Origin of the sequence: Siphonobacter sp. SORGH_AS_0500 (assembly GCF_002838835.1) — a bacterium.
Classification (GTDB): Bacteria; Bacteroidota; Bacteroidia; order Cytophagales; family Spirosomataceae; genus Siphonobacter.
Genome location: NZ_NHPP01000007.1, coordinates 298714 through 324396 on the forward strand (window position 1 = coordinate 298714; position 25683 = coordinate 324396).

The 25683-nt window shown below is 43.6% G+C and carries 17 protein-coding genes and 1 pseudogene; 6 read left to right on the top strand and 12 right to left on the bottom strand.

What is annotated here, in order from left to right; genetic code table 11:
• Window positions 1-13 precede the first annotated feature (13 nt).
• Together rimO and bshC are read left to right on the top strand one after the other, a co-directional pair.
• Window positions 14-1321, top strand: a complete 1308-nt coding sequence (gene rimO, locus BWI96_RS10725; RefSeq protein WP_106636635.1) for a 30S ribosomal protein S12 methylthiotransferase RimO — start codon at window positions 14-16, stop codon at window positions 1319-1321.
• Between the two features lie 230 nt (window positions 1322-1551).
• Window positions 1552-3144 carry a bacillithiol biosynthesis cysteine-adding enzyme BshC gene (bshC, locus tag BWI96_RS10730; protein WP_369804134.1) on the top strand — a complete coding sequence of 531 codons (1593 nt, stop codon included), beginning with the start codon at window positions 1552-1554 and terminating at the stop codon, window positions 3142-3144.
• A gap of 209 nt (window positions 3145-3353) precedes the next feature.
• Here the strand turns inward: bshC and BWI96_RS10735 are convergent, their stop codons facing one another.
• Window positions 3354-4445 (bottom strand): lipase, encoded by a 1092-nt coding sequence (locus tag BWI96_RS10735; RefSeq protein WP_106636636.1) that lies wholly within the window; start codon window positions 4443-4445, stop codon window positions 3354-3356.
• A 110-nt stretch (window positions 4446-4555) separates the two neighbouring features.
• Here BWI96_RS10735 and BWI96_RS10740 point away from each other — a divergent pair, with 110 nt between their 5' ends.
• Window positions 4556-5695, top strand: a complete 1140-nt coding sequence (locus tag BWI96_RS10740; protein ID WP_106636637.1) for a cystathionine gamma-synthase — start codon at window positions 4556-4558, stop codon at window positions 5693-5695.
• 57 nt (window positions 5696-5752) lie between these two features.
• Here BWI96_RS10740 and BWI96_RS10745 read toward each other — a convergent pair whose 3' ends face one another.
• The 10 genes and pseudogenes from BWI96_RS10745 to BWI96_RS10790 form a co-directional block, all read right to left on the bottom strand.
• Window positions 5753-6238, bottom strand: coding sequence for a hypothetical protein (locus BWI96_RS10745; protein WP_106636638.1), 486 nt, complete (start codon window positions 6236-6238; stop codon window positions 5753-5755).
• A gap of 24 nt (window positions 6239-6262) precedes the next feature.
• Window positions 6263-7743, bottom strand: a pseudogene (locus tag BWI96_RS10750) (SusD/RagB family nutrient-binding outer membrane lipoprotein).
• Window positions 7744-7745: 2 nt separating this feature from the next.
• Window positions 7746-10850: a SusC/RagA family TonB-linked outer membrane protein gene (locus tag BWI96_RS10755; protein WP_106636639.1), complete on the bottom strand. Its 3105-nt coding sequence runs from the start codon at window positions 10848-10850 to the stop codon at window positions 7746-7748.
• Between the two features lie 700 nt (window positions 10851-11550).
• On the bottom strand, window positions 11551-13005 hold the full coding sequence (locus tag BWI96_RS10760) for a RagB/SusD family nutrient uptake outer membrane protein (RefSeq protein ID WP_106636640.1): 1455 nt from the start codon (window positions 13003-13005) through the stop codon (window positions 11551-11553).
• A 19-nt stretch (window positions 13006-13024) separates the two neighbouring features.
• The gene (locus BWI96_RS10765; RefSeq protein ID WP_106636641.1) at window positions 13025-16195 is read right to left on the bottom strand and encodes a TonB-dependent receptor; all 3171 of its coding nucleotides are present in this window, start codon (window positions 16193-16195) and stop codon (window positions 13025-13027) included.
• A 467-nt stretch (window positions 16196-16662) separates the two neighbouring features.
• A complete protein-coding gene (locus tag BWI96_RS10770) occupies window positions 16663-17463 on the bottom strand; it encodes an SDR family oxidoreductase (protein ID WP_106636642.1) in 801 nt (266 codons plus the stop codon).
• Window positions 17464-17786: 323 nt separating this feature from the next.
• Window positions 17787-18521 (bottom strand): LytTR family DNA-binding domain-containing protein, encoded by a 735-nt coding sequence (locus BWI96_RS10775; RefSeq protein WP_106636643.1) that lies wholly within the window; start codon window positions 18519-18521, stop codon window positions 17787-17789.
• Window positions 18522-18577: 56 nt separating this feature from the next.
• Window positions 18578-19660 (bottom strand): sensor histidine kinase, encoded by a 1083-nt coding sequence (locus BWI96_RS10780; protein ID WP_157830316.1) that lies wholly within the window; start codon window positions 19658-19660, stop codon window positions 18578-18580.
• A 124-nt stretch (window positions 19661-19784) separates the two neighbouring features.
• Entirely contained in the window at window positions 19785-21158 is a 1374-nt protein-coding gene (locus BWI96_RS10785) for a HAMP domain-containing sensor histidine kinase (protein WP_106636645.1), read from the bottom strand.
• A gap of 18 nt (window positions 21159-21176) precedes the next feature.
• Window positions 21177-21872 (bottom strand): response regulator transcription factor, encoded by a 696-nt coding sequence (locus BWI96_RS10790; protein WP_106636646.1) that lies wholly within the window; start codon window positions 21870-21872, stop codon window positions 21177-21179.
• A gap of 170 nt (window positions 21873-22042) precedes the next feature.
• Here BWI96_RS10790 and rnpA point away from each other — a divergent pair, with 170 nt between their 5' ends.
• From rnpA to BWI96_RS10805, 3 genes are all read left to right on the top strand, one after another.
• Complete coding sequence (gene rnpA / locus BWI96_RS10795; RefSeq protein ID WP_106636647.1) at window positions 22043-22450, top strand: ribonuclease P protein component; 408 nt, start codon at window positions 22043-22045, stop codon at window positions 22448-22450.
• Between the two features lie 100 nt (window positions 22451-22550).
• Window positions 22551-24218, top strand: coding sequence for a S41 family peptidase (locus BWI96_RS10800; RefSeq protein ID WP_106636648.1), 1668 nt, complete (start codon window positions 22551-22553; stop codon window positions 24216-24218).
• A 170-nt stretch (window positions 24219-24388) separates the two neighbouring features.
• A complete protein-coding gene (locus BWI96_RS10805; protein WP_106636649.1) occupies window positions 24389-25249 on the top strand; it encodes an AraC family transcriptional regulator in 861 nt (286 codons plus the stop codon).
• 208 nt (window positions 25250-25457) lie between these two features.
• Here the strand turns inward: BWI96_RS10805 and BWI96_RS10810 are convergent.
• Window positions 25458-25683, bottom strand: a 226-nt coding sequence (locus BWI96_RS10810; protein ID WP_157830317.1) for an OmpA family protein, incomplete at its 5' end; no start/stop codon positions are given.

Genomic DNA, 25683 nt, shown 5'->3' on the forward strand with positions numbered 1-25683 from the left:
GTCTTACTAGTCAATGAAAACCAAAACATTACGCAAGAATAAAGTCAATATCGTGACGCTGGGTTGTTCTAAAAACCTGGTAGATTCGGAGAACCTTTTTACCCAGCTCAAAGGCAACGGGTATAACGTCGCTCACGAGTCAGAGAAGGACGATTCGCAAATTGTGGTGATTAATACCTGCGGCTTTATTGATAACGCTAAGCAGGAATCCATCGATACCATCCTCCGCTACGTAGACGCGAAAGCCGAAGGTATCGTCGAGAAAGTATACGTAACGGGCTGTTTGTCGCACCGCTACAAAGACGAACTGGAGCTTGAAATTCCAGAAGTTGACGCCTGGTTTGGAAGTAACGAGATGCCTCGCTTGCTTAAAACCTTAAAGGCGGATTACAAGCATGAATTGGTCGGGGAACGCCTGTTGACTACGCCTGCTCATTATGCTTATCTGAAAATCGCCGAAGGTTGCGATCGTCCCTGTAGTTTCTGTGCGATTCCGTTAATGCGGGGTAAGCACGTTTCCCGGACGATTGAAGATCTGGAAACGGAAGTGCGTTCCCTGGCTCGTCGCGGCACGAAAGAGCTGATTCTCATTGCTCAGGATTTGACGTATTACGGACTGGATATTTACAAAAAACGGAATCTGGCAGAGTTAATGGATCGCATTTCGGACGTAGAAGGCATCGACTGGATTCGTCTGCAATATGCGTATCCTTCCGGTTTTCCAATGGACGTGCTGGATGTGATGAACGCCAAGCCAAATATCTGTAAGTATCTGGATATGCCCCTGCAAACGGGTTCGACAGAATTGCTGAAAGTCATGCGTCGTGGCATTACTCGTGAAAAAACGGAAGAACTCATTCATTCCATTCGTGATAAAGTCCCCGGTATCGCTTTGCGAACGACGTTAATCGTCGGTCACCCCGGCGAATCAGAAGAGTTATTCGAAGAGACCTACCGTTTCGTAGAAAACTCCCGCTTTGATCGTTTGGGTGTGTTCCAGTATTCACACGAAGATTCGACGCATTCGGCCACGATGGAAGACACTATCCCAGCCGAAGAAAAACAGCAACGGGCCGACGACATTATGGAATTGCAACAGGGCATTTCTCTGGAGTTGAATCAAGCCAAAATAGGCAATACCTACAAAGTATTGTTTGATCGAAAAGAAGGCGGTTACTTCATCGGTCGTACGGAATTCGATTCTCCTGAAGTAGATAATGAAGTATTAATTCCCGCTACTCAATACGTAAGTCAGGGTGATTTCGCTCAGGTGCGTATTACTTCTGCGGAAGAATTTGATTTATACGGAGAGTTAGTGTAAAAGCAATGCTAGTTAATAACAGAAAAAAGGATTGAAAGTCAGCTTTCAATCCTTTTTTCGTAGAGACATGATGAGTCGCGTCTGGATGCGAATGGTACTCGTTTAAACGTGAACAAGTGAATTAGTGAATCTTAGAGGCGATGAATCGCATCTTTACGAACGAGCGTGAAATGTATGAAAAGCACCAACCTGAAAACTTTTTGAACTAAGCCAGACCTGATACAGTTTGTTTGCCAGTCCCGTTTTACGAACTTCGGGCTCGAAATCCCGGTATTATGCAGGTTAGCTGTATCTCTTTAGCCCACACGCGGCAGTTTTCTTCGCTTTTTCAAGAGTTTATTTCTGGTCAGGAAAAACTGAAACCTTTTTATGGAGAGTTTCCTGATTTAGAAGGATTTAGAAAGCAAATTGAGCAGAAAAAATTCGATGTTGAGAAGCGAAAAACGCTCGTTTCTGTCCTCGAAAAACAATATGCAACCATTGAGAATAAACCCGACTTTAGCGTTTTACTCAATGACAAAACCTTTACGGTAACTTCAGGCCATCAGCTTAATATTTTCACGGGTCCGCTCTACGTAATTTTCAAGTTAGTAACGGCAATTAATCTGGCGAAACGGCTCAAGCAGGAATTCCCGGAATATACCTTCGTTCCCGTCTATTGGATGGCTACGGAAGATCATGATTTTGAGGAAATCAATCATTTTCGCCTTTCGGGCAAAACCTATACCTGGCATACCGAGCAAAAAGGAGCAGTGGGCCGGATGAACCCGAAGGAGTTAGCCACTTTACTAAAAGAAATTCCCGAACGATTGCCACTCTTTGAGCAGGCATATCTACAACACGAAACATTGGCAGATGCCGTTCGGTATTACATCCACGAATTATTCGGTGCCGAGGGATTGATCTCGCTGGATGCGGACGATCAGGCTCTGAAAGCCGAATTTCGTCCAGTTATTGAAGATGATATTTTCAATCATACGGCATTTACGCTCGTACAGGAAGCTTCCGAAAAACTGGAGCAACTGGGGTATAAACAGCAGGTAACACCGCGTGAGATTAACTTTTTCTATCTGGAAAATGGCCTGCGTGAACGGCTGATTCCTGAAGAAAACGGTGTTAGTGTGAATGAAACCAAACTTGCTTTTTCGGAAGCGGAAGTACGAAGAATGCTGGAGGAAAGTCCTGAAGTTTTTAGTCCGAATGTCATTCTGCGTCCGGTGTATCAGGAGGTGATTCTGCCTAACCTGGCTTACCTGGGCGGGCCGGGCGAGCTGGCGTACTGGTTACAACTCAAACCCGTTTTCGATCACTACCACATTCCCTTCCCGATTCTGATGCCTCGTAATTTTGCGATGGTTATTAGTCCGGCGACGCAGCGACGCATTACTAATCTGGAATTGGAGATTGGCGATTTATTTGAGAACGAAGCAGTATTACGGAGGCAGTACGTAGAAAAACACGCCGCGTATTCGCTCGACATTACTCCTGAAATCCAGCAAATTTTAGCGGCGATGGAAGGCATTCGGAAGAAAGCTTTGGTGGTTAATCCAACGCTGGACGGGCATATCAAAGCCGAAGAACAGAAGCTCAAAAATTGGTCCGATCGACTGGATCGACGAATTTTTGCCTCCGAAGCTCAAAATCAGGAAACGGATATGCGTCATTTAAGCGAACTGAAGGCCCACCTATTCCCCGGCGGTGGCTTGCAGGAACGCACCGATAACTTCCTGAATTTCTATCTGGCCAATCCTAAATTCATCACCCAGTTGCTGGATACATTCGATCCACTGCGGTATGAGTTTTATATCCTGAATGAAGAATAATAAGAACGGCCTGGTAATCTTACCAGGCGTTCTTGTTTTATAATAGAATAGTGCGATGATCTCTGTAGAGACGCGACGTCATCGCGTCTGAGTAAGAGGCAAATTTTGTTACCCCTGCCTTCCGCCATGCTGGTGTCCTCACCAGCCATGGTGAGAGTTTTTCATTTCCCAGCCAGCCGCGATGAAGTCGCGTCTCTAGGGTCTGTTGGTTATTTTCCCGGATAATACGTCTGGCTTAGGGTATAATACGGAACCAGCAAATGGTGAATAAATATATTCTTAGAGCTATCGGGATACTGTTGCCGATAAGCATCGTTAGGCTGTAAAATAATTGGCGAACCTGCCCGCATGTAGTTATTGCCCTTTTCATAATCCGGTTGAGGCAAGTCCTTTTTGTATTTCTTGATTTGCGAATACATCATCTTTCCTAAATTCTTACGAAAACGTTTTTCCGCAATTCGCGTGGCCCTATCCATCCGATTAAAAATCCGGCTCAGTACGATACGGGCAATGAAAGGCTGTTTTTTTAAAGTAGGCCTAATACTTTCGAAAGGGTTAACCTTATTGAAATCTGAAAGCGTCTGAATGGAAAAAGGCGTTTCCGGAACCCAGTCCGAAGCATTTAAAACGGTGTAACTCCACCCATCGCGAGTCAAAAACTCATAATCATAGGCGAAGTATAAATTACCCGGTTTAGGAGCTGCACTGCAATAGGTCTTGAAGCGAATATCCTGAGGTATTTCCTTGCGATTAACTAAATCGGCCAGATACGCACGTGTTAAGTACGCTAAAGCACCGCCCTGACTGTGTCCCATGATTAGAAATTCGCGGGTACCCGTTTTGTATAACTCCTGAATTTTTTCAACGATGGTCGGAGCTAGATCCGACAGCCCGATTGTCCAGCCGACATGAACCATTGCCCTGGGGTTTTGAGCCAGTTGATACCGAAAAACTCTATCGTTACCCAGTTTCAGTTCGCCCGTAGCCGGAATCATGGCGGCGTAGAAATTCTCCAGCCAGCTAGGGGTTTCCTGAACAGTTCCACGAATACAGATTACACCAACGCCATCCGTTCGCTTCCATAACTCCCAAAGATTCTTTAATTCCGATTCAGGGCTGCGGTATAAACGTTCGTAACGGACGGGCTTGGGAATAATGTCAGTTTTGGCGGTATCTACCTGTTGATGAAATAATTGAATCATTTCCCGGTACTCATCGCCGTCAAAGCCGGGTTTTAGTTGTTGAGCAAAAGCCGACGAAAGGCTTACTCCCCATAGAAGAAAAAGTAAAAAAGGTTTCATAAACACAGGTTGGAAAAGGTGAATTTTTTAAAGGGAATAGGTTTTTGCACAAAAGAATAAATTAAAATCAGCTTGTTACCGAACTTACGAAAAAATTAGAACGAAATCTTATGCGTTTTGCCACGAAAGCCATTCATGCTGGCGTTGAACCCGATCCCTCTACGGGAGCGATTATGACGCCTATCTATCAGACTTCTACCTACGTTCAGGAAGCTCCGGGCGTACATAAAGGATACGAATATTCCCGAACCCATAACCCCACCCGAACGGCTTTGCAACAGGCTTTGGCTGCTCTGGAAAATGCGAAACATGGCATTTGCTACGCTTCCGGCTTGGCGGCAACGGATGCTTTACTGAAGTTATTTAAACCTGGCGATGAGATTATTGCTACCAATGATTTATACGGGGGAACGTACCGAATTTTCGTTCGAATTTTCGAAGACTTTGGCCTTAAATTTAAGTTCATCGATCTGAGCGATCCGGCAGTAGTTGATTCGGTTTTTACTGAAAATACAAAAATGCTCTGGCTGGAAACGCCGACAAATCCCTTACTTCGAATTCTGGATATTAAGACTTTAGCAGAGAAAGCCAAAAGTCGCGGAGTGCTGACAGTGGTGGATAATACGTTTGCTTCGCCTTACTTGCAGAATCCACTGGATCTAGGAGCCGACATCGTCATGCACTCGGTTACCAAATACCTCGGTGGTCACTCCGATACCGTTATGGGAGCTTTGATGCTGAATGATGACGAGCTCGCCAGCCGTCTTCGTTTTATTCAGAACGCTTGTGGTGCCGTGCCCGGTCCACAGGATTGTTTTCTGGTATTGCGGGGAATCAAGACCTTACACATTCGCATGAAGCAGCATTGCGAGAATGCCCGACAGGTAGCGGAATTTCTGGTGAATCACCCCAAAGTAGGGAAAGTCTATTACCCCGGTTTGAAAAATCACCCCGGTCATGAGCTGGCAGCTACGCAAATGCGGGATTTTGGCGGAATGCTTTCTTTCGAACTAAAAGGCGATGATTACGAAGAAGCCATTCGGGTAATGTCGAGCTTTAACGTATTCTCTCTGGGCGAATCACTGGGTGGCGTGGAGTCCTTATGCACGCATCCGGCAAGTATGACGCACGCCAGTATTCCCAAGTCCGAACGTGAGAAGTCAGGGCTGAAAGATACCCTGATCCGGCTAAGCGTGGGTATTGAAGATGTAGAGGACTTGATTGAAGATTTAACCCAAGCGATTGGGTAATCAACAAAAAAGCTCGACCCATGACGGTCGAGCTTTTTGTTACTGAAAGAATCAGGCTTAAGCCGTAATTCGAACCCTCACCTGTACAGGAATGATGGTTGCTCCGTTATCCAGCGTTACCAGGAACATGAAGGCAATTTCACCACCTGCTACAACCAGGGCACGGTTTGCCGCTGATTTTGATTTAAACTGAGACAGACTGGTTGTGAATTTAGCCGTGGTTCCAGTAGCTGCAATAGGAGCGGAGATATAAGTTGCCGTAGCTACTCCACCTGCGTTGATACTGGTGCTTCCAGCAGAAACTTTCGTGATTTCTTTAATCGTACGACCACTACTTTCGGGGATCGAAAGCGTAAATTCTAAGGCAGTAGTCGAATCCTTGATAGACTTAGTAATGTATGGATTGAAACCGTACGTTGTTGTCCCTGGAAACGTTACAGGCACCTCCGGCCGGTTGTCTTCGTAGAATGTTCCGTAGTCACTTTTGCAGGACGTAAAAGCGACGGCCATGCACAAGCTTAGGATGAGAAATATATTTTTCATTTGTGTCAATGATTAGAATTGAAACTAGTTAACGTCCCACCAAACCCGCACGTTCTGTAAAACGTTGTTGGGGAAATTAGGGTTACGAGCAATTTCCTGATCAATGTAACGAGCACGTACCGGACGAGTACCATCCACGCCAACAGCGTTTTGGTGTTGGGCTAACGTTGGGTAACCGGTTCTTCTCCAGTCATTCCATTGCTCTAAGCCGTTACCATACTGAGAAATGTATTTCTGCGTAATGATCTGCTTGATTTTATTGTCGTTGCTACCTGAAAGCGTCACTACTGTTGGGTTCGCTGCGAAATAAGCGGTAATGTCAGCGTCTGAAATACCTGCTGAGCTCATGGAGCTTTGATGCCTTCTTCGTATAATTTCTGAGCATCACCAGCGGTTCCTAAACGGATTACTGCTTCTGCCAGAATAAAGGCACGCTGCCAGTTAGTAATCAGACGAACGGGGCCTACGCCATTTTCTCCAGTTACGTATGTACTGAACATAGAGCGAGAAGTTGCTGGTGGTGGTGAACCAGCAAAGCCGTTGTCGATGGTTACGTAACTACCACTAGGTCTGGTAACGAAAATCGGCAGGCGAGGATCGTTCAGACCCTGAAGTAGGTTCACAAAACGAGTACTGATCAACTGATCCGTGCTAAACGATGAGTTATACGTATAGGTATAAATCGGACTTTGGCTACCTACCTGACCCCCAAATTTAACGCCCAGATTCTGGTCATTGGTGGTAATGTAGTTATTGCCCTGAAGTACTTCGTTAATGATGGTTTTTGCCCGATCAGGATTAACGCTGCTGATTTGCATAGCCAACTTCAATAACAAAGTATTACCCGCTTTTTTCCAGTTATCCATCGTACCTCCGTACACCAGGTCATCAGAACCCGGTTTGGTGGTGCTGGTTTTTTCTAGATCTGCTAATCCTTCTTTTACTAAGTCGAAAAGGCTTTGGATGCCTTTTTCGCTATTACCTAAGTAAATATCCTGCTGTGAGTCCAGACGAGGTTGCGTATTCGCCTCACCTTTCAGAGCCTCTGAATAAGGAATATCTCCCCAGGTATCCGTTGTCAACGCAAACGTATAGGCTTTCATGATTTTGGCAATTCCAATGTAGGCATTGGAGTTGGTCGTCTGTGCAGCTTCAATCAGTTTGTCGTAATTAATTAGGGCACCTGCATAGATTTCAAAACGCCACTGGTTACCGAAATCAGAACCGTCTGTATTGTACCGGTCCCAGGTAGCAGGGCTACCATTGGCTCCGGCAGTTACACTCATGATGACGCTGGCAAAACGGTTCAGATCATTAGCATTAGCGAAAGCAGAACCCACCAGACCACTAGGCAGCAAGGTCGCTGGAGTAACGGTGGTTGGGTTATTCGGCGTTTGGTTAATATCCAAAAAATCAGAACACGAAGATAAAGTGGCTAGCGAGCAGGCAAAAGTCAGCCCGGTAACCCATTTTTTATGTCTTGATAAGAATGTCATGTGAATCATAATTAGAATGTTACACGAAGGTTAACTCCATAATTGCGAGTTGTAGGAATCCCGTTCAAATCCAGACCCTGGATATTACCAGCACCTTGTGTGTTGATTTCAGGATCGCTGGGGAAACCAGGAGCAAACATCCATAAGTTTCTGCCACTCACGCCAACACTAATATTTCCAAATGGGGTACGACTCAGAAGCGTTTTAGGAAGAGCATAGCTTAAAGAAACTTCCCGTAAGCGGTAGGCGGTAGCATCAAATACGGCTCCTTCGGAAGCCAAACCACCTAAGCCCGCCCAGTACGTTTGTGCTGATACCTGGATATTGTTAGGACGAGTCGTTCCATCAGCGTTTTGAATAACACCGGGCAGAATACGAGGCTGATCGCGATCAATACCCGTGATCTCTGTTTGTCCGGCACTTCTCATGTCAACTTGAGAGAAGGAATAAATCTGACCCCCTTTATTGATGTCAAACAGAGCCGACAATGTAATTCCTTTGAAAGAGAAGTTGTTCGTTAAGCCAGCAATCCAGTCTTTTTGTGGGTTTGAAATAACCTGACCAGCAATACCGGGCAGGAAACCACCCGTGTTAGGGTTAATCAGTAACTCACCACTTTCTGAACGGGCATTAGCCGTTCCAATGATTACACCATAAGGATAGCCTTCCGCAATGGATGGAGAGATACCTATGAAGCCATCACCGTTGATAGTTGAGTTAGTAACGCCTGGAGCAATCGAGATAACTTTATTGCGAATACGAGTAAAGTTCAGCATCAAATCCCATTTGAATGATTTGGTGTGAACCGGAGTGGCTGATACCTGTAATTCAATACCACGGTTACGCATTTCTCCGATGTTCGTAGTACGCGTGTCGTATCCGCTGGAGTTAGAAATGGCTACGTCAAAAATCTGGCTGGTACTTTTGGTATTGAAGAAGGTAAAGTCAATACCTAAACGGTTGTTGAAGAAACCTAAGTTCAGACCTGCTTCGTAAGAGGTAACAAATTCAGGCTTCAGGTTCATAGAACCAATTCGATTGCTGATTTGGAAACCAGGAATACTGCTGCCGCCTACACTTAAAGGGAAGGTTACGTCAGCCACGTTATTACCAAAGGCAGCCGTAGTGTATACCGATTGTAAGAGATAGGGATCAGCATCACGACCTACCCGGGCAATGTTACCACGTACTTTGGCATACGAAATAACGTCTGATTCAACTTTGAAAGCCTCCAAAGGAACGAAGCTTAACGCTGCTGAAGGGTAGAAGTAAGCGTTCTGTCCTTTAGGTAAGGTAGATGACTGATCTACGCGGCCGGATAACTCCAGGAATAAATAAGATTTATAATCCAGCGATAACTGGCCATAGTGACCAACCAGTCTTCTTCTGGTTGAAGATTCGTAAGAGCTCGTAAATACCGAACCGTTGCTTACGTTATCAAAACCAGGAATCGTTAATGCCTCTGCACCTACGCCTGACTGTTTGAATGAACGCTGGTTGAGGTTTTGACCTAATAGCAACGTAGCATTCAGCCCTTGCACGAATAAATCTTTCTTATTCGCATTGATTAATAAGTCACCGTTTAATTCTGAACGGAACCGTAAATCTTCATCGATTTGTCCCTGGGGGGCACGAGCCGCTCCAATGCGTAAAACTTGTTTTCTATTATCAGTATACGTATCAGCCGTTACTCGGTAACTAACGTTTAACCAATTGGTGATGTCATAACCAACTGACAAGTTTCCGAAGACACGATCAACGTTGCTTTTATAGAATTCGTTTTCCAAACTCCATAAAGGGTGGTTCTGACCGTTTACGAAGTAGATACTTTTACCTGTAGCATCCTGGTAAGGACGTCCTACTAAATCAAAGCTTCTGGGAATACGGGTGATCTGCCCAAAGGCACTACCGCCATTACCCATGATTGTACCAGTCTGAGCTGACTTCACGTAAGTGATAGTTCCTCCTAACTTAACCCCATTTTTCAGTTTTGAGTTACCCCCTACCTGAACACTATGGCGGTCGAATCCACTACGGCGTACTACCCCATCTTGAATGGTACTTGAAATGGTTGCGGCAAAGTTATTGTCCTGATCCCCACCCGCAATGTTCAGCGAGTTTTGAAACATAGTTCCTGTTTGGTAGAAATCACGAACGTTATTCGGATAGGCCTGATAAGGAACGGTTTCGCCCCACGCTGTCTGTACGTTATCAAAACCAGGCGTTCCAAAAGCAGGTCCCCAGGAGGCCGTAGAGTTGTTTACATAGTTGTTCTGCGTACCTTGGCCATACCGGTTTTGGAACTTAGGCAAGTAAGCTACATTTTGCCAGTTAACGGAGGAATTAAACGTCACTTCTGTTTTACCGTTCAAACCTTTACCACTTTTCGTAGTGATAACGATTACCCCGGCAGAAGCCCGTGAACCATACAATACCGAAGCCGCGGGGCCTTTCAGTACGTTGATCGACTCGATACTCTCAGGGCTGATGTCTGAAAGACGGCTGGAAGGCTGCGATCCGAAAAGCGTATTTTGAGAGTTATCTACATCGTTACTGAAGATAATACCATCCACAACGATCAAAGGCTGGTTGTTACCGTTGAAAGAGGTAATACCCCGGATGTTGATGTTGGTAGAAGCCCCCGGAGCTCCCGAAGAACTCGTGATGTTTACCCCGGCTACTTTACCCTGTAAGGTGTTAAGTACGTTAGGCTCAGAACGTTGAGCTAAAGCACTGCCATTTACATTTTGAGTGGCGTAACCCAACGAACGAGTATCCCGCTCGATTCCCTGAGCCGTTACTACGACTTCATTAAGGGATTCTGAGGTAGGTTGTAATACTACGTCAATGGTTGTTCTGCCGTTAATGGCTTCTTCAACCCGACTAAGACCAATGGAGCTGAAAACCAGCGAGGTAGCGTTATCAGAAATGGTTATACGATAATTACCGTTAGCATCGGAAGTAGTTCCCTTAGTAGTGCCTTTCACTACAATGCTCACGCCAGGAATTGGTGAGCCGTCATCACTGGAAGTTACTCTACCAGTCACAACGCGATCCTGAGCCTGGGCCGTCCACCCGAAAAGCAGCAGGAACGTGAAGAATAAAAGTTTCTTCATGGTTTGTGGATGAATAGTTGGTTAAGAATGAAAATACAAATTGGGTACGCGTAAAATCCTGAAATAGCTCCTGGAAAACCAGAGTTTAATTAGGTAAGCAAAAGACAATTGCTGGAAAATGGAATGAATGCTGAATGAAGAAAGGATAGATATTGCATAGGCTCATAAAATGATGAAGTTGGAATAAAATTACTTACTATATCATTTATTGAAATGAGCATAAATTACTAAAAAAGTAAATGATTTAATGCTCGTTTCTAAAATGGGCTACAAAAATAGTGGTTTTAAATAAATGGCAAAATTTTATTTGGATAAAAATTGCCGAAGAAAGATTTTAATAAGCTATGAAGCGAGGTAGCCAATTTTTAGAAATGTATAAATAGAGGCTTTAAAGGGTATTTTTTATTAAAAATGAAAAAAAGAGCCTTTATAAATCCCAAATATTAAATTTTCAGATGATGAAATTATTTTTTCTAATTTTTGCTTTCGTTTCAGGATATTCCAAAAAGAAGCAGAATCGTATCCCTCAATGTGGGTTGAGTATTAAATACTACTATTGTTTATTTTATGCTTAATTTAAGGAGTGAAAAAAATATAAAATAGACCGGGAAATTCATATATTAGATAAAGCGGCATAAAAAAACGACTAGCCTTATGAGCTAGTCGTTTGAGTAGGATTGAGTGTATAATTTAATCGTCCTTAGTTGTCTTTCATTAGTGGATTCAGTGACAGTTCAGAAGCTGCAATCGGCCAGATGTAACCTGGTTCAGAAGGAGCTTTAGCAGAAATAGTTCCTTTGGCTGGGATGGTTTGTAGCAGACGCATTAAATCATTATTGCGTAAGCCTTCGCCTAAGAATTCTATTCTTCTTTCCAGCAAAATCGCATTAATAAGTTCCGTTGCGTTGGCAAAACTTGTTGTAGTAAATGTAGTAGTCGCATCAGAACGTGTACGTACGGCATTTAATAGGGCCACCGCCTGAGGGTCTACGCTATTTGACGTGCGAACTCTTGCTTCCGCTAAGTTCAGTAATACTTCAGAATAACGCATAACTGGGACATAATCAGAGAAAGTAGTTCCTATCTTATATTTAGTAAGCCAGCTTTTGTTTGCGGCCGTTCCAATAAACGATCTCCTTTTATCCGTCGATTTCCAAGTGGTATTTGCAATAATACCATTTGGATTTAATGAATACTCGCGGTTACCAACAGTCGGCGAATAGTAATAGGCTAACTGGTTTTGAGTACCAGGGTTATCACCTGACGTTGCAGTCATAGGCATTGATAAAATAGACTCTGTGGTATTAAAAGTGCTAAATACTGTAGAAATATCTGCCTGTAAAGCATTTGCCACACCAGTAGGGGCCGTAAAAGGAGCTGTAGAGCTGACTATTTTGTTCGCTTCCGTTATCACGTCAGCATAACTTTGCATGGTTAAATACACTCTTGTTTTTAAAGCGATAGCCGTATTTTTATGAGCACGTGTTGTATTTAACTCTGGAGTGCTATAGTTCGAGGGAAGAGAGGCTTCAGCTTCATTCAGATCCTTAAGAATCTGGGTATATACTTCAGCAACGCTACTACGAGCAAGCTGTAGATTGCCAGTAGCATTAACAATGCCGCTCAGACGTAAAGGTAAACCGGGACTTCCTCCATTGTTTTCAGCATAAGGACGAGCATAGTACTGAAGCAGACTGTAATAGCTAATCGCACGAATAAACTTTGCTTCAGCGATATAGCGAGCAGCGACATCGTTACCAACTACAGATGTTCCTTGATTAGCCATACCATCCAGAAAGATATTGCACTTATTGATCGTCAGATAGGCATACTGCCAGAGACGTTCAACAGCTGTAGCACTGTTAGTTGGATTTAATGACCAAACGTCAGAACCAGTAACCAGGTTAGAAGTTTCGTTAATAAATTCTTCTCCACGAATATCACCGTAAATAACGAAACGGCCTCCATAGAAGTTACCATGCTTCATAGCTTCATATAAAGACAGCAGCTGATTGGTAACTCGTTGCTCCGTTGCAAAACCGCTTTCGGCAGGAACCGAAGTTTCGGGTACAGGAGAAAGGTAATCTCTATTGCATGAACTAATCCCTAAGGCAGTCATGCAGAAAATGGATGCGTATATGAAATGCTTTTTCATGAATGTCCTTCTTTAGTAATTAGAATCCAGCTTTTAAACCGACCGTAAATGTACGGGTGTTACCAACAGTGTTACGATCAACCCCCTGACTTGAGTTGCTCAGGCCATTAGAAGATACTTCTGGGTCTGGGCCGGGGTACTTAGTTAATACAGCTAAGTTTTGTCCGCTTACATAAACCCGAAGATTACTCATTTTAACCTTTGTCAAAAGAGAACTAGGCAGAGTATAGCCGAAAGTAACGTTGCGTAGTTTCAGGAAATCTCCTCTGAATACATTGATGTCTAAAGGCATGGCTGAGCCATTCGACACGTTATCGTTAAATACAGGTTTCGCATATTTTTTACCTGTATCGCCTTCTTGCATCCACGCTTCTGTTAAGACATCACGGGCATTATTCCACCAACGCTGATCGTGCAAACCGGCATTAGTACCATAATAAACGTTGAAGCCTAATTGATAGGTCAGCATTACTCCTAAGTCAAAGTTTTTGAATTTGAAGTTGTTATCCCAGCCACCATATTGCTTTGGGATTACGTTTGCATACATTACTGCATCATCTGCTTGCGTAATAGATGTTCCACCCGTTGGGCTTACATATCTCGTTCTTCCGTCTGGAGTAGTTGAATAATTGTATTGGCCCGAAGGAACATAATATTGGTAATACACATTTTGGCCCTGTGAGTTAATAAAGATACGTTTACCCGTGGTAGGATCAACGCCAGCTGTACGGACTACCCAAAGTTGACCTAAGGAATAACCCGGAGCACTTTGGTTAACCGTTTCCAGACCGCTGGTTCCTGTTTGGAGTACGTTCATGCCCGGAGCCAGAGAGCTAACTTCATTTTTATTAAAAGTAATATTGAAATTTGAAGTCCACTGGAAGTTATTCGTCTGAATGATTCGGGCATTCAGAGCTAATTCGAGGCCTTTGTTAAACATGGTCCCAACGTTTTGCGGAGGGTTCGATGGTAAGCCTGCCGAAGGAGCCTGAGCAACGTATAAAATTAAGTTATTAATGTTATTGTAGTAGTAGGCAACTTCTCCCGTAATACGGTCATTGAAAAGACCGAAATTAAGGCCAACATCTGTTTTAGTACTGGTCTCCCATTTAAGTGTAGGATTTCCAACCGTAGAGAACCCGAGAGTAGCTAAACCACCGTAGTAGCCAGAGCCATACAAAGAATAAGGAGAGTAGTCATTAACTCCACCAATGTTACCTACTTTACCATAACTACCACGAATTTTGAAGCTACTGAAGATAGTATTCAACTTCGCATTTTTCCAGAAGTTTTCCTGAGTAATTTCCCAACCAGCGGACGCTCCCCAGAATACCCCTTTTTTCTCCCCCAATGCCGAATATTCATCCTGACGTAAGTTACCACTTAGGTAGTATTTTTCTTTGTAGTTATAGTTAAGACGACCGAAGACGGAAAGTAAATAGTTTTCTCCGTAGACTAAGTTAGTTGGGTTATTATTGTTCCAGCCTGCTTGCAATTCAGTATACTGTCTATCCGCAATGCTTTGACGATTCAGACCAAAACCTCTGGATGTATTACGTTGTTGTTCCTGACCAATCAGCAGGCTAAAGTTATGAGCTCCACCGAAAGAACGATCATACTGAGCTGTATTTGTCCAAAGCCATGTTTTATACTTGCCAAAAATACCCGAAGCATTACCGTTAGTAGAGAAACCGTCGCCAGTCAAAGGTGACCAAAAGATATCATTGTCAACTAGCATGTAATCAATACCGTAGGAACTCTTCAGCGTTAATCCTTTGACTGGGTTTAGTTGAATGTAAGCATTGGATTGAATGTGACTTACTTCAGAGTTTGAACGGTTTAGATTTAACAGAGCAACCGGATTATAATAAGAAAGGTTGGTGATGCTCATGTTGTTTGACGAGCCGATTGCGGCGTTCCCTGCATTAATGTTTAAGGAACCATCATTATTATACGGAGCAAGGATTGGAGGGAGAACTATGGCCAAGCGACCTAAACCTGCACTGCTAAATGCTTCCCCGCTTAACGAGCCAGATGAAGTTGCTGCTAGGTTTTTCTCATTTGAGTAAGAAATTTTACCACCAATAGTAATAGCCTTGCTTAATTTACTGTCCACGTTAAATAACGCATTGAGACGCTCGAAGTCGTTTCTACGAATAATACCCTGTTGATTGGTATACCCCGTAGAGAAGTAGTAATTCGTGGTCTCGCTACCGCCAGATACATTTAAGTTATGGCTATGAGATACGCCCTGACGATATACCTGATCCTGCCATTTCGTATCGATAGGATTGCCATTGGCATCGTTCGTTTGAGTTAATGTCGTCGTGCGGGCATTGGGATTGTTAGCGATGGCCATACGCTTGAAAGTCAGATATTCCTGAGCATTTAACAATTCAGGCATACGGTACGTATTGGAAATACCGGCCCATCCATCGTAGCTTACGCGTACTTTACCCGATTTACCTCTTTTGGTAGTAATGAATACTACCCCGTTAGCGGCCCGGCTACCATAGATGGCGGTTGCTGCGGCATCTTTCGCTACGTCAATGCTCTCAATATCGTTAGGATTGATACTGGCAAGTGGGTTACTGGAAGCATTTCCCGCACTGTAGTTCCCTGTAAAGGTAGGAACACCGTCTACGATAACCAGCGGATAGGAACTTAAAGAGATGGAGTTCGTACCGCGAATACGGAATACTGGAGGAGCGTTTAATACACCACTGGGAACCGTGATCTGAACTCCAGGCGTACGACCTGCCAGGCCTGATTCGAAGCTTTGATTAGGCATTTGAGCAAGCTTTGCTCCGGAAACCGAACCAATGCTACCCGTAGCATCACGCTTACTTTGTGTACCATACCCAATAACCACAACTTCCGAAAGTTCGCTGGAATCGTTAATCAGTTTAACATCAATGACGCTTTTGTTGGCTACCTCGATTTCCTGCTTTTGAAATCCAATGGAAGTGAAAACAAGCACTACATTTCCGGAAGGAACACTGATTCGATACTTCCCATCCGCATCAGTGGTTGCTCCCCGGCTGGTGCCTTTCACATTAACACTAACGCCGGGAACGGTACTTCCATCGTCAGATGTAGTAACCACTCCAGTCACTACCCGATCCTGTCCATAAGCAGCTACTGTCGCTGTCAGAAACAGAATGTTTAGAAAGAGTATTAATCTCTTCATGTTTAAAGAATTGGTTAAGAATTAAGAATGAAATCAGAGTATATATTTATAGAAGAAAATGGGACAACTACAGAATACCCTAGCGAAAGGATATGCCGGAACAGCAACCAGAAAGGTTGATGGTACTGCTTCGAAAAAAGTGATTAACTAAACCAGAAAAGGAGGAGACAGTTTTCCCAAAATGAGCGTAGAGTTATACATGATATTGATGAAGTTTTAGTTAAGGGAATATTACAATAGACTACAAATGTAATAGGAATCTAATGTCAAGCAAATCAAATGTCAATTTTTAACAAAACACCCATATATTTCATAAGTTTTACTGATAATTAGATAAATATACCCTCTGAATTAAGGATTTTTACGGAATATGATTCTACTAGTATAAGTCAATATGCTCTTTTGAGAGGATCTGAATCCTATGAATAGTGCTATTTTAATCTTGAAATCGATTCTTCTGAACAGTCTTATATCCTCCGGTAATTGCGAATGAATAACCAGAGCAAGCCTGGAACATACCGCTTTAAGTAAGCCCCCATTACTTCTGTAAAACCGCCAATCCATACTTCTTTTTTCCCTTTCTTCAGGGCTTTTACAATCGCTTTGGCACAGCTTTCGGCAGAAAGTCCTTTGGAGGAGTGACTATCAAGTTGATTGTGAGCTTTTCCGCTGGAATTCAGGGCGTTAAGTGAAAGTGAGGTTCGGACATAACCCGGACAAACGAGGGTTACCCATATGCCTTCTTTCCAGATTTCGGCCCGAAGAGCATCAAAAAAGCCTCGTAGGGCAAATTTAGAAGCAGCATAAGCCGTGCGTTCCGGCGTGGCTACGTAACTCGCCAGACTACAGATAGGAACGATGAGTCCTGTACGTTGCTGAATGAAATGCGGTAAGACGGCTTTGGTTAGGGCAATGACGCCAAAATAATTTACTTCCATTAATCGGCGATCAATGTCAAGCGGGCTTTCCAGAGCGGAGCCTCGCTGACTGATGCCGGCGTTTTGAATTAGAATATCAAGGCGGCCAAAGGTTTGGAGAACCGTATGAATTGCTTCGGGAAAGGCTTCGATATGGGTGATGTCCAGTGGTAGAATGCATACGTTTTCTGTCGGAACGGGTAATGCTTGTTTAACCCGTACCAGCTCGGCTTCTCGCCGGGCAGACAAAACCAGCCGACAACCTTCGCGGGCCAGAGCGTGAGCCAGGGCCTCCCCGATGCCGGAGGACGCTCCAGTAATCCAGACCACTTTATTAGAATAGAAGGCCATAAGAACGAAGAAAGATTGTCTCGCAAAATACGCGGATTGGCCTAAAATAAAGAACCGTCGCTTCAATGAAACGACGGTTGCTCTCACCCCAAAACTTAAACTACCCACAAGGGGATTTCTTTATAGCGATTCGCCGTGGCGATTACTTTTCTATGAATTCAGAGAAATAAACAAGCTTGAAAAAGGAAAAACAGACTCAAGCCCGCAGAACTTTAATCAAATAACTCAAAAGATATTTTACTAATTTCGGGAAATATACTCTTCTCGATTTTTTGCCGATCATATCGAATAAAAGCGAGATAAGATGGGATTAAAACCGCAAGCTATTCCACTTTTCCGGCATTAATGGCTTTGAATAACGCTTCGCCGTAAGACTCGCTGATGGGAATATGAACCTGTCCAATTTTAATTCGCAGGTTGCGAATGGACTCGATTTTATCAAAGGCGATAATGAATGATTTATGGACCCGCAGGAAAGGTCCGCTGGGAAGCTTTTCTTCCATGGCCTTCATCGTTAAACGGGTAATCACCGGACGGGTTTGCCCTTCGAGATAAATCTTGACGTAGTCTTTTAAGCCTTCCACGTAAAGAATTTCCGAAATGCGGATTTTTACCAGTGAATAATCTGCATTGACGAATAAGTATTCTTGCGGAACTGCGGGTATTTCAGGAACGGATGCGGTACTAACTTCCTGATTTCTAAGATTATATAAATCGTAAGCTTTATTGACGGCTTTGAGAAAACGCTCGAAAGAGACGGGTTTTAGTAAGTAATCAATCACGTCGAGGTTAAAACCTTCGAGTGCGAATTCCTCGTAAGCCGTTACAAAAATTACCATCGGTGAGTTTTTCAGACTCTGCACAAATTGCACGCCACTGATACCCGGCATCTGAATATCCAGAAACAGTAAGTCAATTTGTTGCTGCTGCATTACTTCCTGGGCTTCAAACGCATTTTTACAACGTTTAACCAGGTTCAGAAAAGGAACTTTGCGGATGTTATCTTCTAGTAAATCAAGAGCCAACGATTCATCGTCAACGGCCAGACAATTGATCATAGTTTCAGTCGTTTTGGGTAACTAACTAATTGATTAATAATCTAAAAATACATTTATCAACCGTTAATGGCTTCGGTTAAAGAACGGTCTTTTAACGGATGGTCTCCATTAAAATGCAGTGAAAGCTGGACTTCATACCATTCTCCGGTTTCACTGATGGTTAATTCGTGCGATTCAGGGTATAATAAACTTAAACGACGCTGAACGTTCGGTAACCCAATACCTGAACTGCTGTCTTTCACCTCTTTAAAGCGGCGATTTACTTTGTTTCTTACCTTGAAAATGAGCGTTTTCCCTTGTGCCTGCAACATAATGTCAATGACAGGATCACTGATAATGCCGACGCCGTGTTTAAAGGCGTTTTCCACAAAGGGAATCAGCAGCATGGGTTCGATAGGTTGATGTGAAAGCCGATTGTCTGCTTCAAAATTAATTTTTACGTCGTTACCGAACCGAATTCGCTGCAAATCAATATAGTTATTGAGGTACTTGATTTCTTTTTCTAACGAAACCCGCGTGCCGTTAGACTCATACAACATGTAACGCATCAGATCCGAAAGCTGAATAACGACGGGCTCAACCATATCCGATTTTTTCCGGGAAAGGGAAACGATGCTGTTCAAGACGTTGAACATAAAATGGGGGCTGATCTGCGAACGTAGAAAGCTTAACTCAGATTTAAGTTGCTCATTTTCCAATTCTTTCCGCTGCTGTTCGTCGGCTAGATAGTCACTCAACAGACGATAGGTGGTACTAACGGCGAGGATGAAGAAAACGGGAAAAAGCGTATAGATCGTGATTCGGGCCGAGGGTAACTCGGGGAAGAAAACGTAATTGCGTAAGCTTAGATTAATGGAAAGAACGGCTGTCATCGACAGCAGAATGTAAGCCACATAAAACCAAACCCCATGGCGTTTTAAGACTCTGGGAATGAATATATTAGCATTTACATAAAACAAGGGGATGGTCAACATATTCAGCAAAATGATTACCTCATCGGGTACTTTTACGCGAGGCGTACCCGGGGGATTCTGAGGTGATCTGAGCAGAAAAGGCAGGGACAGAAAAAATGCCCAGAAAGCCAAGTGCATCAGAACAGTCAGGCTTTGACTGAATTTTTTAAATTTCAAATCTCGCACAAGTCGTCCGTGTGTTGTTCTACAACTAAAGTAATTAAGCCTAAAAATTTTAAATTTTCAATGCGTCGAACTTCCTGATTACCGGGATAAAGCTTCCATTTCGAGCGATCTTCAAAGGCTTGCTTTAGGCCAGGGGTAAGCGAAGCGTAAAGGTGCTGCCCTGATGAAGCTCGCTTTGGACGGAAACAGAGCCGTCGTGCCACTCAGCAATGCGTTGACTTACGGCCAGCCCGATGCCATATCCCGTATAACGAATCGCATTATTTCCCCGGAAAAATGCCCCGAAAATCCGTTCCTGATCTTTTTCGGCAATACCAATACCCTGATCCTTTACGTGAATAAAACAGTTGGACTGCTGGCGTTCGATGGTAATGTAAACCGGATGCCCATTTGAATATTTGCAGGCATTGTCCATGAGGTTGGTTAATAGGGTTTTCAACAAAGACTCATCGCCCGTTACCTGAATATCATCCGGTTTCATTTCAAAAATTGCCGGGTCGAAACAGATGTCAGTTACTTTCTGGGTTGCTCCCATGTGCGACTGAATATCAAGTAATAAATCAACGACGGATAGGGTATTTCGCCTCAGCACTTTATCGAGCGGACGAGCCAGTTGTAATAATCCGTTCGTTAACCCGATTAGACGTTGGGTATCCTGAAACAAGTCCCGCAGAATTTCCCGGTATTCTTCGGCGGACAACGTTTCTTCCAGTCCCGACTGAATATCCGTCTTCATGGCCGTAAGCGGCGTTCGCAACTCGTGAGAGGCATGAGAAACGAAGCTTTTCTGTTGCTCAAAAGACATATCCAGCCGATTTAGCATCTGATTGAAATTAATGGCTAGCTGAGCAATTTCGTCCTTCCCATTTCCTTCCGAAAGACGTTCTTTGAGGTTTTGAGCCGTAATGTGCTGTATTTTTTCATTAATTGTCGCTACTGGTCGCAGGAAATAAGCGGACAACCAGCCACTAGCCAATACGGTTAGCCCAACGCCAACGAACCAGCAGATGAGGAGCGTATTCCGTAGGTTGCGAAGTTTATATTTCCCGAATTTATCGTAGGCCGAGGCTAATACCACGTACTCACCCTTGGAGCTATCAATTTTAGAAGGAAAAGCCAGCCCAATCTGGTCATAGACACCCTCGGTATATTCAACAATTTTTTCCTCCCGAACTTCTGCGATTAACCTACGGCTGTATTTGACGGGTTTGTCATCGATACTGGAATAAACGAGCTTGTTTCGGGGATCAAAAACCAGCACTAGCTCCTCGTCCAGAGCCGTCAGGGAGTTTTGGTCTATAATTCTAAGTAGCTCATTATTAATCTCTTTGACATCAATCAGATACCGGGCTGTCGTTCGGGCTTTATTTTCCAGTCGTCCCAGAAAAACTTCATCCCGGTGCCGCGACGAATCTTCGTAAATGACGTATGAAAACAAGGTGAGTAAGCTCGCAACAATGAGCGTAAAAAGCAGAGCAAGCTTGTAACGAATCCGCATGAATCAACGAGTAATGAATTAATGTTCAGGACGTAAGACATACCCCTGTCCCGCCTTGGTCTGGATTAACTTAGGCTCAAAATTGCGATCTACTTTTTTACGGAGGTAAGCAATGTAGACTTCAACGATGTTCGTACCAGGATCAAAATTCAATCCCCAGACTTCTTTCAAAAGCTCGGCTTTGGTAATCAGTCGGTTTTGATGGAGTAGTAAATATTCCAGTAGGGCGTATTCTTTCGCGGTTAATTCCAGCTTTTCTCCATCCCGGATAACGGTCTTATTTAGCAAATTCATTTCCAGATTTGCAATCCGTAGTTTCGTTTGCGTCTGGGATTCTTCAATAAACTCATTTCTGCGAAGCAAGGCCTGCATGCGGGCGTGTAACTCCCGGATGTCAAATGGCTTAGCCAGGTAGTCGTCTGTACCTTGTTCAAATCCTTTTAATCGGTCTTCGGTATCATCCAGAGCAGTTAACATCAAAATAGGCAGGCGGGGCTTCTGGCGACGCAATTCTCCGCAAATGGCGTATCCATCCAGTCCGGGTAAAACCACATCCAAAATCACCAGATCAAAACTGGAGTCCAGAGCTTTTTGTAAACCAGCGGTTCCGTCAAAAACCGGAGAAACCTCGTATCCTTTTCGACCCAGGGTTCGGGAAATACTCTCCGATAACCGCTGATCGTCTTCAACCAATAAAATTTGCTTTGCCTGCATATCGTTCAACTACTTGGAATGCTACTTAGGTACTAAAGATACGGGATTAACTACTGCTAAAGGACGATTAGAATGCAGTTTAACCCATTAAAACCCGAAAACATCCTTTGGAAACCGTTTGGTCGGGGTAATGAATTGTATCTTTGCCACCCATTTCTTATTTAGCGTCTATGGATCAGCGGTTACGAAAAACGGAGCGATTGAAGAGTAAAAAAGTCATTGATCAACTTTTTGCCCGCAATGGTAAAGACATCCTGGCTTTGTTTAGTTATCCGCTCAAGGTAAATGCTTTGGCGGGTGCTTCGACGGCTTTACCACAAGTAATGGTTTCGGTTTCCAAACGCAATTTCAAAAGAGCAGTTGACCGGAATTTACTCAAACGCCGCCTGCGGGAAGCTTACCGTTTACATAAAGAGATCCTGTTAACCAACGATCAGTGGCCCGCCAGCATTGCCATCGTTTACGTGGCAAAAGATATTTTACCCTTCGCTGACATTGAAAAGAAGATGAAGTTTATGCTCAAGCAACTCGGGAAAGCCAGTAACTCGGCCTCCGCTTCAATTACCAGGGAGGAATAATCGGGTTCGAAACGACAAATCTCATCTTTCCATAATCCAAAATTGAAATTTTTCCTCTAAATTGTTCTGAAATCGCATTTATAAAGCCAGCCATAGATTCATGAAACACACCGCTCTGAAAGTTGGCCTTCTTACCACATGTCTGGTGGGAGGGCTCGGATTATTCTCCTTTACTGATCCAGGAGAGCGGACGTTCGAGATCATGAAAAATCTCGACATTTTTGCGACGCTTTTCAAAGAGCTTAATACGTATTACGTAGATGACGTAAACCCTAATAAAACCATACGTACGGGGATTGACGCCATGCTTAAAAACCTCGATCCGTATACCGTCTATTACCCCGAAGACGACATTGAGGATTACATGACCATGACCACCGGGAAGTATAACGGAATCGGAATCCTGACTCAGCAGCGGCAGGATAAATTCTTGGTTATCATGGTGTATGAAGGAACGCCTGCCGAAAAAGCAGGCATTCGCATTGGGGATGAGATTTTAAAAATTGATGGACTGGACGTGAAGAAGCCGGGCATCAATGTGGATAAGTTAATGAAGGGGCAGACGGGCAGTGCCGTAAAACTGAGCCTTCGTCGGTTTGGTCAGGATAATACGGAGGAGATCAGTGTTACTCGCGACGTAGTGAAGATGTCCAACGTGCCTTATTTCGGCATGATTAATGATGAAATTGGATACATCGATCTCAAAGATTTCACCGGAACGGCATCCAAAGAAGTACGTCAGGCTTTTACCGATTTGAAAGGAAAAGGCATGAAAAAAGTAATTCTGGATTTACGTGATAACCCCGGCGGTCTGCTAAATATGGCAGTAGATATTTCGAATATCTTTGTAAATAAGGATTCCGAGATTGTTAGTACCAAAGGCAAAGTAAGCGAGTGGAATAAAACCTACACGGCCCTGAATCCGGCTATGGATGCGGAAATTCCGCTGGTAGTATTAACCAACAGCCGTAGTGCTTCGGCAGCTGAGATTGTAGCAGGCGTTATTCAGGATTATGATCGGGGTGTACTCATTGGTCAGAAAAGTTTCGGAAAAGGGCTGGTTCAGATTACCCGTGATTTGAGTTATAACAGCAAGCTGAAAATAACGACGGCCAAATATTACATTCCTTCTGGACGCTGCATTCAGGCGATTGATTATGGACATCGGAATGCGGATGGCTCGGTAGGTAAAATTCCGGATTCGTTACAGACAGCGTTCAAAACCCGAAAAAGTGGACGTACCGTTTATGACGGCGGTGGTATTGCTCCTGATATTTTGGTAGATCACCCGGCTCAGTCGGCTATTTTGACGAGCTTATACCGGAAAGGCTATATTTTCGAGTATGCTAATAAGTATCGCCACGATCATGCTTCAATTAAGCCGGGTCGTGAATTTAGTCTATCAGATGCTGAATATCAGGAGTTTGTTAAATGGCTAGGTGATAAAGATTACGATTATACGACCGATGTTGAGCGTAAATTTGAAGAACTGGAAGCTTCTGCCAAAAAGGAAAAATATTACGATGTCGTTCAGGAACAGCTCAAAGTCTTAAAAACGAAATTTGCTCACAGCAAAGACTCTGATTTATTGAAGTTTAAAGACGAAATCCGGTACATGCTGGAGCAGGAAATCATTCTTCGCTATTATCTACAAAAAGGCCTTCGAGAGCATTCTTTTAGTAAAGATCCCGAGATTATGGCTTCGCTAAAAGTTTTTCAGGATATGAACCGCTATCAGAGTATTCTTAAAAACGGGGCTTCAAAATAATCCTCATGAAAAGAGTTCAGTTTGCAAAAGCTGAACTCTTTTTATGAAGCAAGCAAATTAATAATATCCTCAGTATCAAAGATTAGCTTCTGTTTTTTGAGCTAAAGGTTTGTATTCAAAGGTCTAATTTGCTTAGTATTGTTACTTGTTTCGTATTAACATTAGCAAAGATGAAGCCATCTTTTGAACACATAGATGCTTTGCCCGATAGCTCATTTACCTTCCGAGAGCATATTTTAGAGGCCTTTGATGCTCCGTATCATTTTCACCCCGAAGTGGAATTAACACTGATTCTTTCTAGTCGGGGAAAGCGATTTGTGGGAACGAACGTATCAAATTTTGAAGCAGGCGATTTAGTGCTAATGGGACCTAATATGCCCCATTACTGGAAAAATGAAAATAATACTGATCCTGCTCACTCGATAGTTATTCAGTTCAAAGAAGAGTTTTTAGGCCCTGATTTCTTCAAAAAACCAGAATTCTTACCCATTGCCCGCTTACTTCAAAAAGCAAAATCAGGGCTACATTTCTACGGAAAAACGGCTGAATTAGCTAGCAAAGAACTTCAGTATTTATTAAAAGCCAGTCACTTTCACCGATTACTGGGGCTTTTGGATTTATTACATACCCTGACGGAAAGTAAGGAAGTGAACGTTCTGGATACCAGTCAGTTTTTCGCTCAGTTACCCAAAACAGATTACGAACGGCTCAATAAGATTTATGCGTATATGTCTGAGAATTTCCGTCAGGAAATCCGGCTAGAGACGATCTCTGAGTTAATTAACATGACACCGCAATCCTTTTGTCGGTATTATAAGAAGGTAACTAAAAAAACCTTTGTGGATTCGCTCAATGAGTACCGCATTCGCTATGCCAGTCAGTTACTGGTTTCTGATGGGGATTTAACGGTTTCAGAAGTATGCTTTCAAAGTGGTTTTGGAAATATCTCTCATTTCAATCGCCAATTCCGGCAAACCACAGGCTTAGCTCCGCTTCAGTATCGGAATGAATTCCTGAAAACAGGCTTATAATCATTTTGGAAAGATAAAACTTGTAGAGCCGGGACTTTATGGCGTGCGGGTAAGCGGTGTTTTTTACCTATACGCCGTGGTTGGTGTCTCACCAACCTTCCGGCCAGAGGCGGTAAAGTTGGGTCTGAATAAGAGGGGCGGTCATGAAAAACCCCGCTCACCAGGAGTGAGCCGGGGTTTTCACGTGTATCCTCCTTCAAGGAATGCCTTATTTTTTCTCCAGCAACTGGAAGAACTCATCCAGACGTGGAGTGAGGATAATCTCGGTTCTGCGGTTGACTTTACGTCCAGCCGCACTCTTGTTGGAGTCCTTGGGTTCGTACTCACCCTTGCCGGCGGCGGTCAAACGAGCGGGATCGACCTTGAACTTGCTTTGCAGCAGGCGTACCACGGAAGTGGCCCGGCGTACGCTTAGATCCCAGTTATCCTTGTTG

Bases quoted from the DNA above. Each gene is read 5' to 3' on its own strand.
- BWI96_RS10805 (WP_106636649.1), top strand. From the start codon at position 24,389: ATGAAGCCATCTTTTGAACACATAGATGCTTTGCCCGATAGCTCATTT.
- BWI96_RS10800 (WP_106636648.1), top strand. From the start codon at position 22,551: ATGAAACACACCGCTCTGAAAGTTGGCCTTCTTACCACATGTCTGGTG.
- BWI96_RS10740 (WP_106636637.1), top strand. From the start codon at position 4,556: ATGCGTTTTGCCACGAAAGCCATTCATGCTGGCGTTGAACCCGATCCC.
- rnpA (WP_106636647.1), top strand. From the start codon at position 22,043: ATGGATCAGCGGTTACGAAAAACGGAGCGATTGAAGAGTAAAAAAGTC.
- BWI96_RS10735 (WP_106636636.1), bottom strand. From the start codon at position 4,445: ATGAAACCTTTTTTACTTTTTCTTCTATGGGGAGTAAGCCTTTCGTCG.
- BWI96_RS10765 (WP_106636641.1), bottom strand. From the start codon at position 16,195: ATGAAGAGATTAATACTCTTTCTAAACATTCTGTTTCTGACAGCGACA.
- BWI96_RS10785 (WP_106636645.1), bottom strand. From the start codon at position 21,158: ATGCGGATTCGTTACAAGCTTGCTCTGCTTTTTACGCTCATTGTTGCG.
- BWI96_RS10755 (WP_106636639.1), bottom strand. From the start codon at position 10,850: ATGAAGAAACTTTTATTCTTCACGTTCCTGCTGCTTTTCGGGTGGACG.
- rimO (WP_106636635.1), top strand. From the start codon at position 14: ATGAAAACCAAAACATTACGCAAGAATAAAGTCAATATCGTGACGCTG.
- BWI96_RS10775 (WP_106636643.1), bottom strand. From the start codon at position 18,521: ATGATCAATTGTCTGGCCGTTGACGATGAATCGTTGGCTCTTGATTTA.
- BWI96_RS10790 (WP_106636646.1), bottom strand. From the start codon at position 21,872: ATGCAGGCAAAGCAAATTTTATTGGTTGAAGACGATCAGCGGTTATCG.
- BWI96_RS10745 (WP_106636638.1), bottom strand. From the start codon at position 6,238: ATGAAAAATATATTTCTCATCCTAAGCTTGTGCATGGCCGTCGCTTTT.
- BWI96_RS10760 (WP_106636640.1), bottom strand. From the start codon at position 13,005: ATGAAAAAGCATTTCATATACGCATCCATTTTCTGCATGACTGCCTTA.
- BWI96_RS10770 (WP_106636642.1), bottom strand. From the start codon at position 17,463: ATGGCCTTCTATTCTAATAAAGTGGTCTGGATTACTGGAGCGTCCTCC.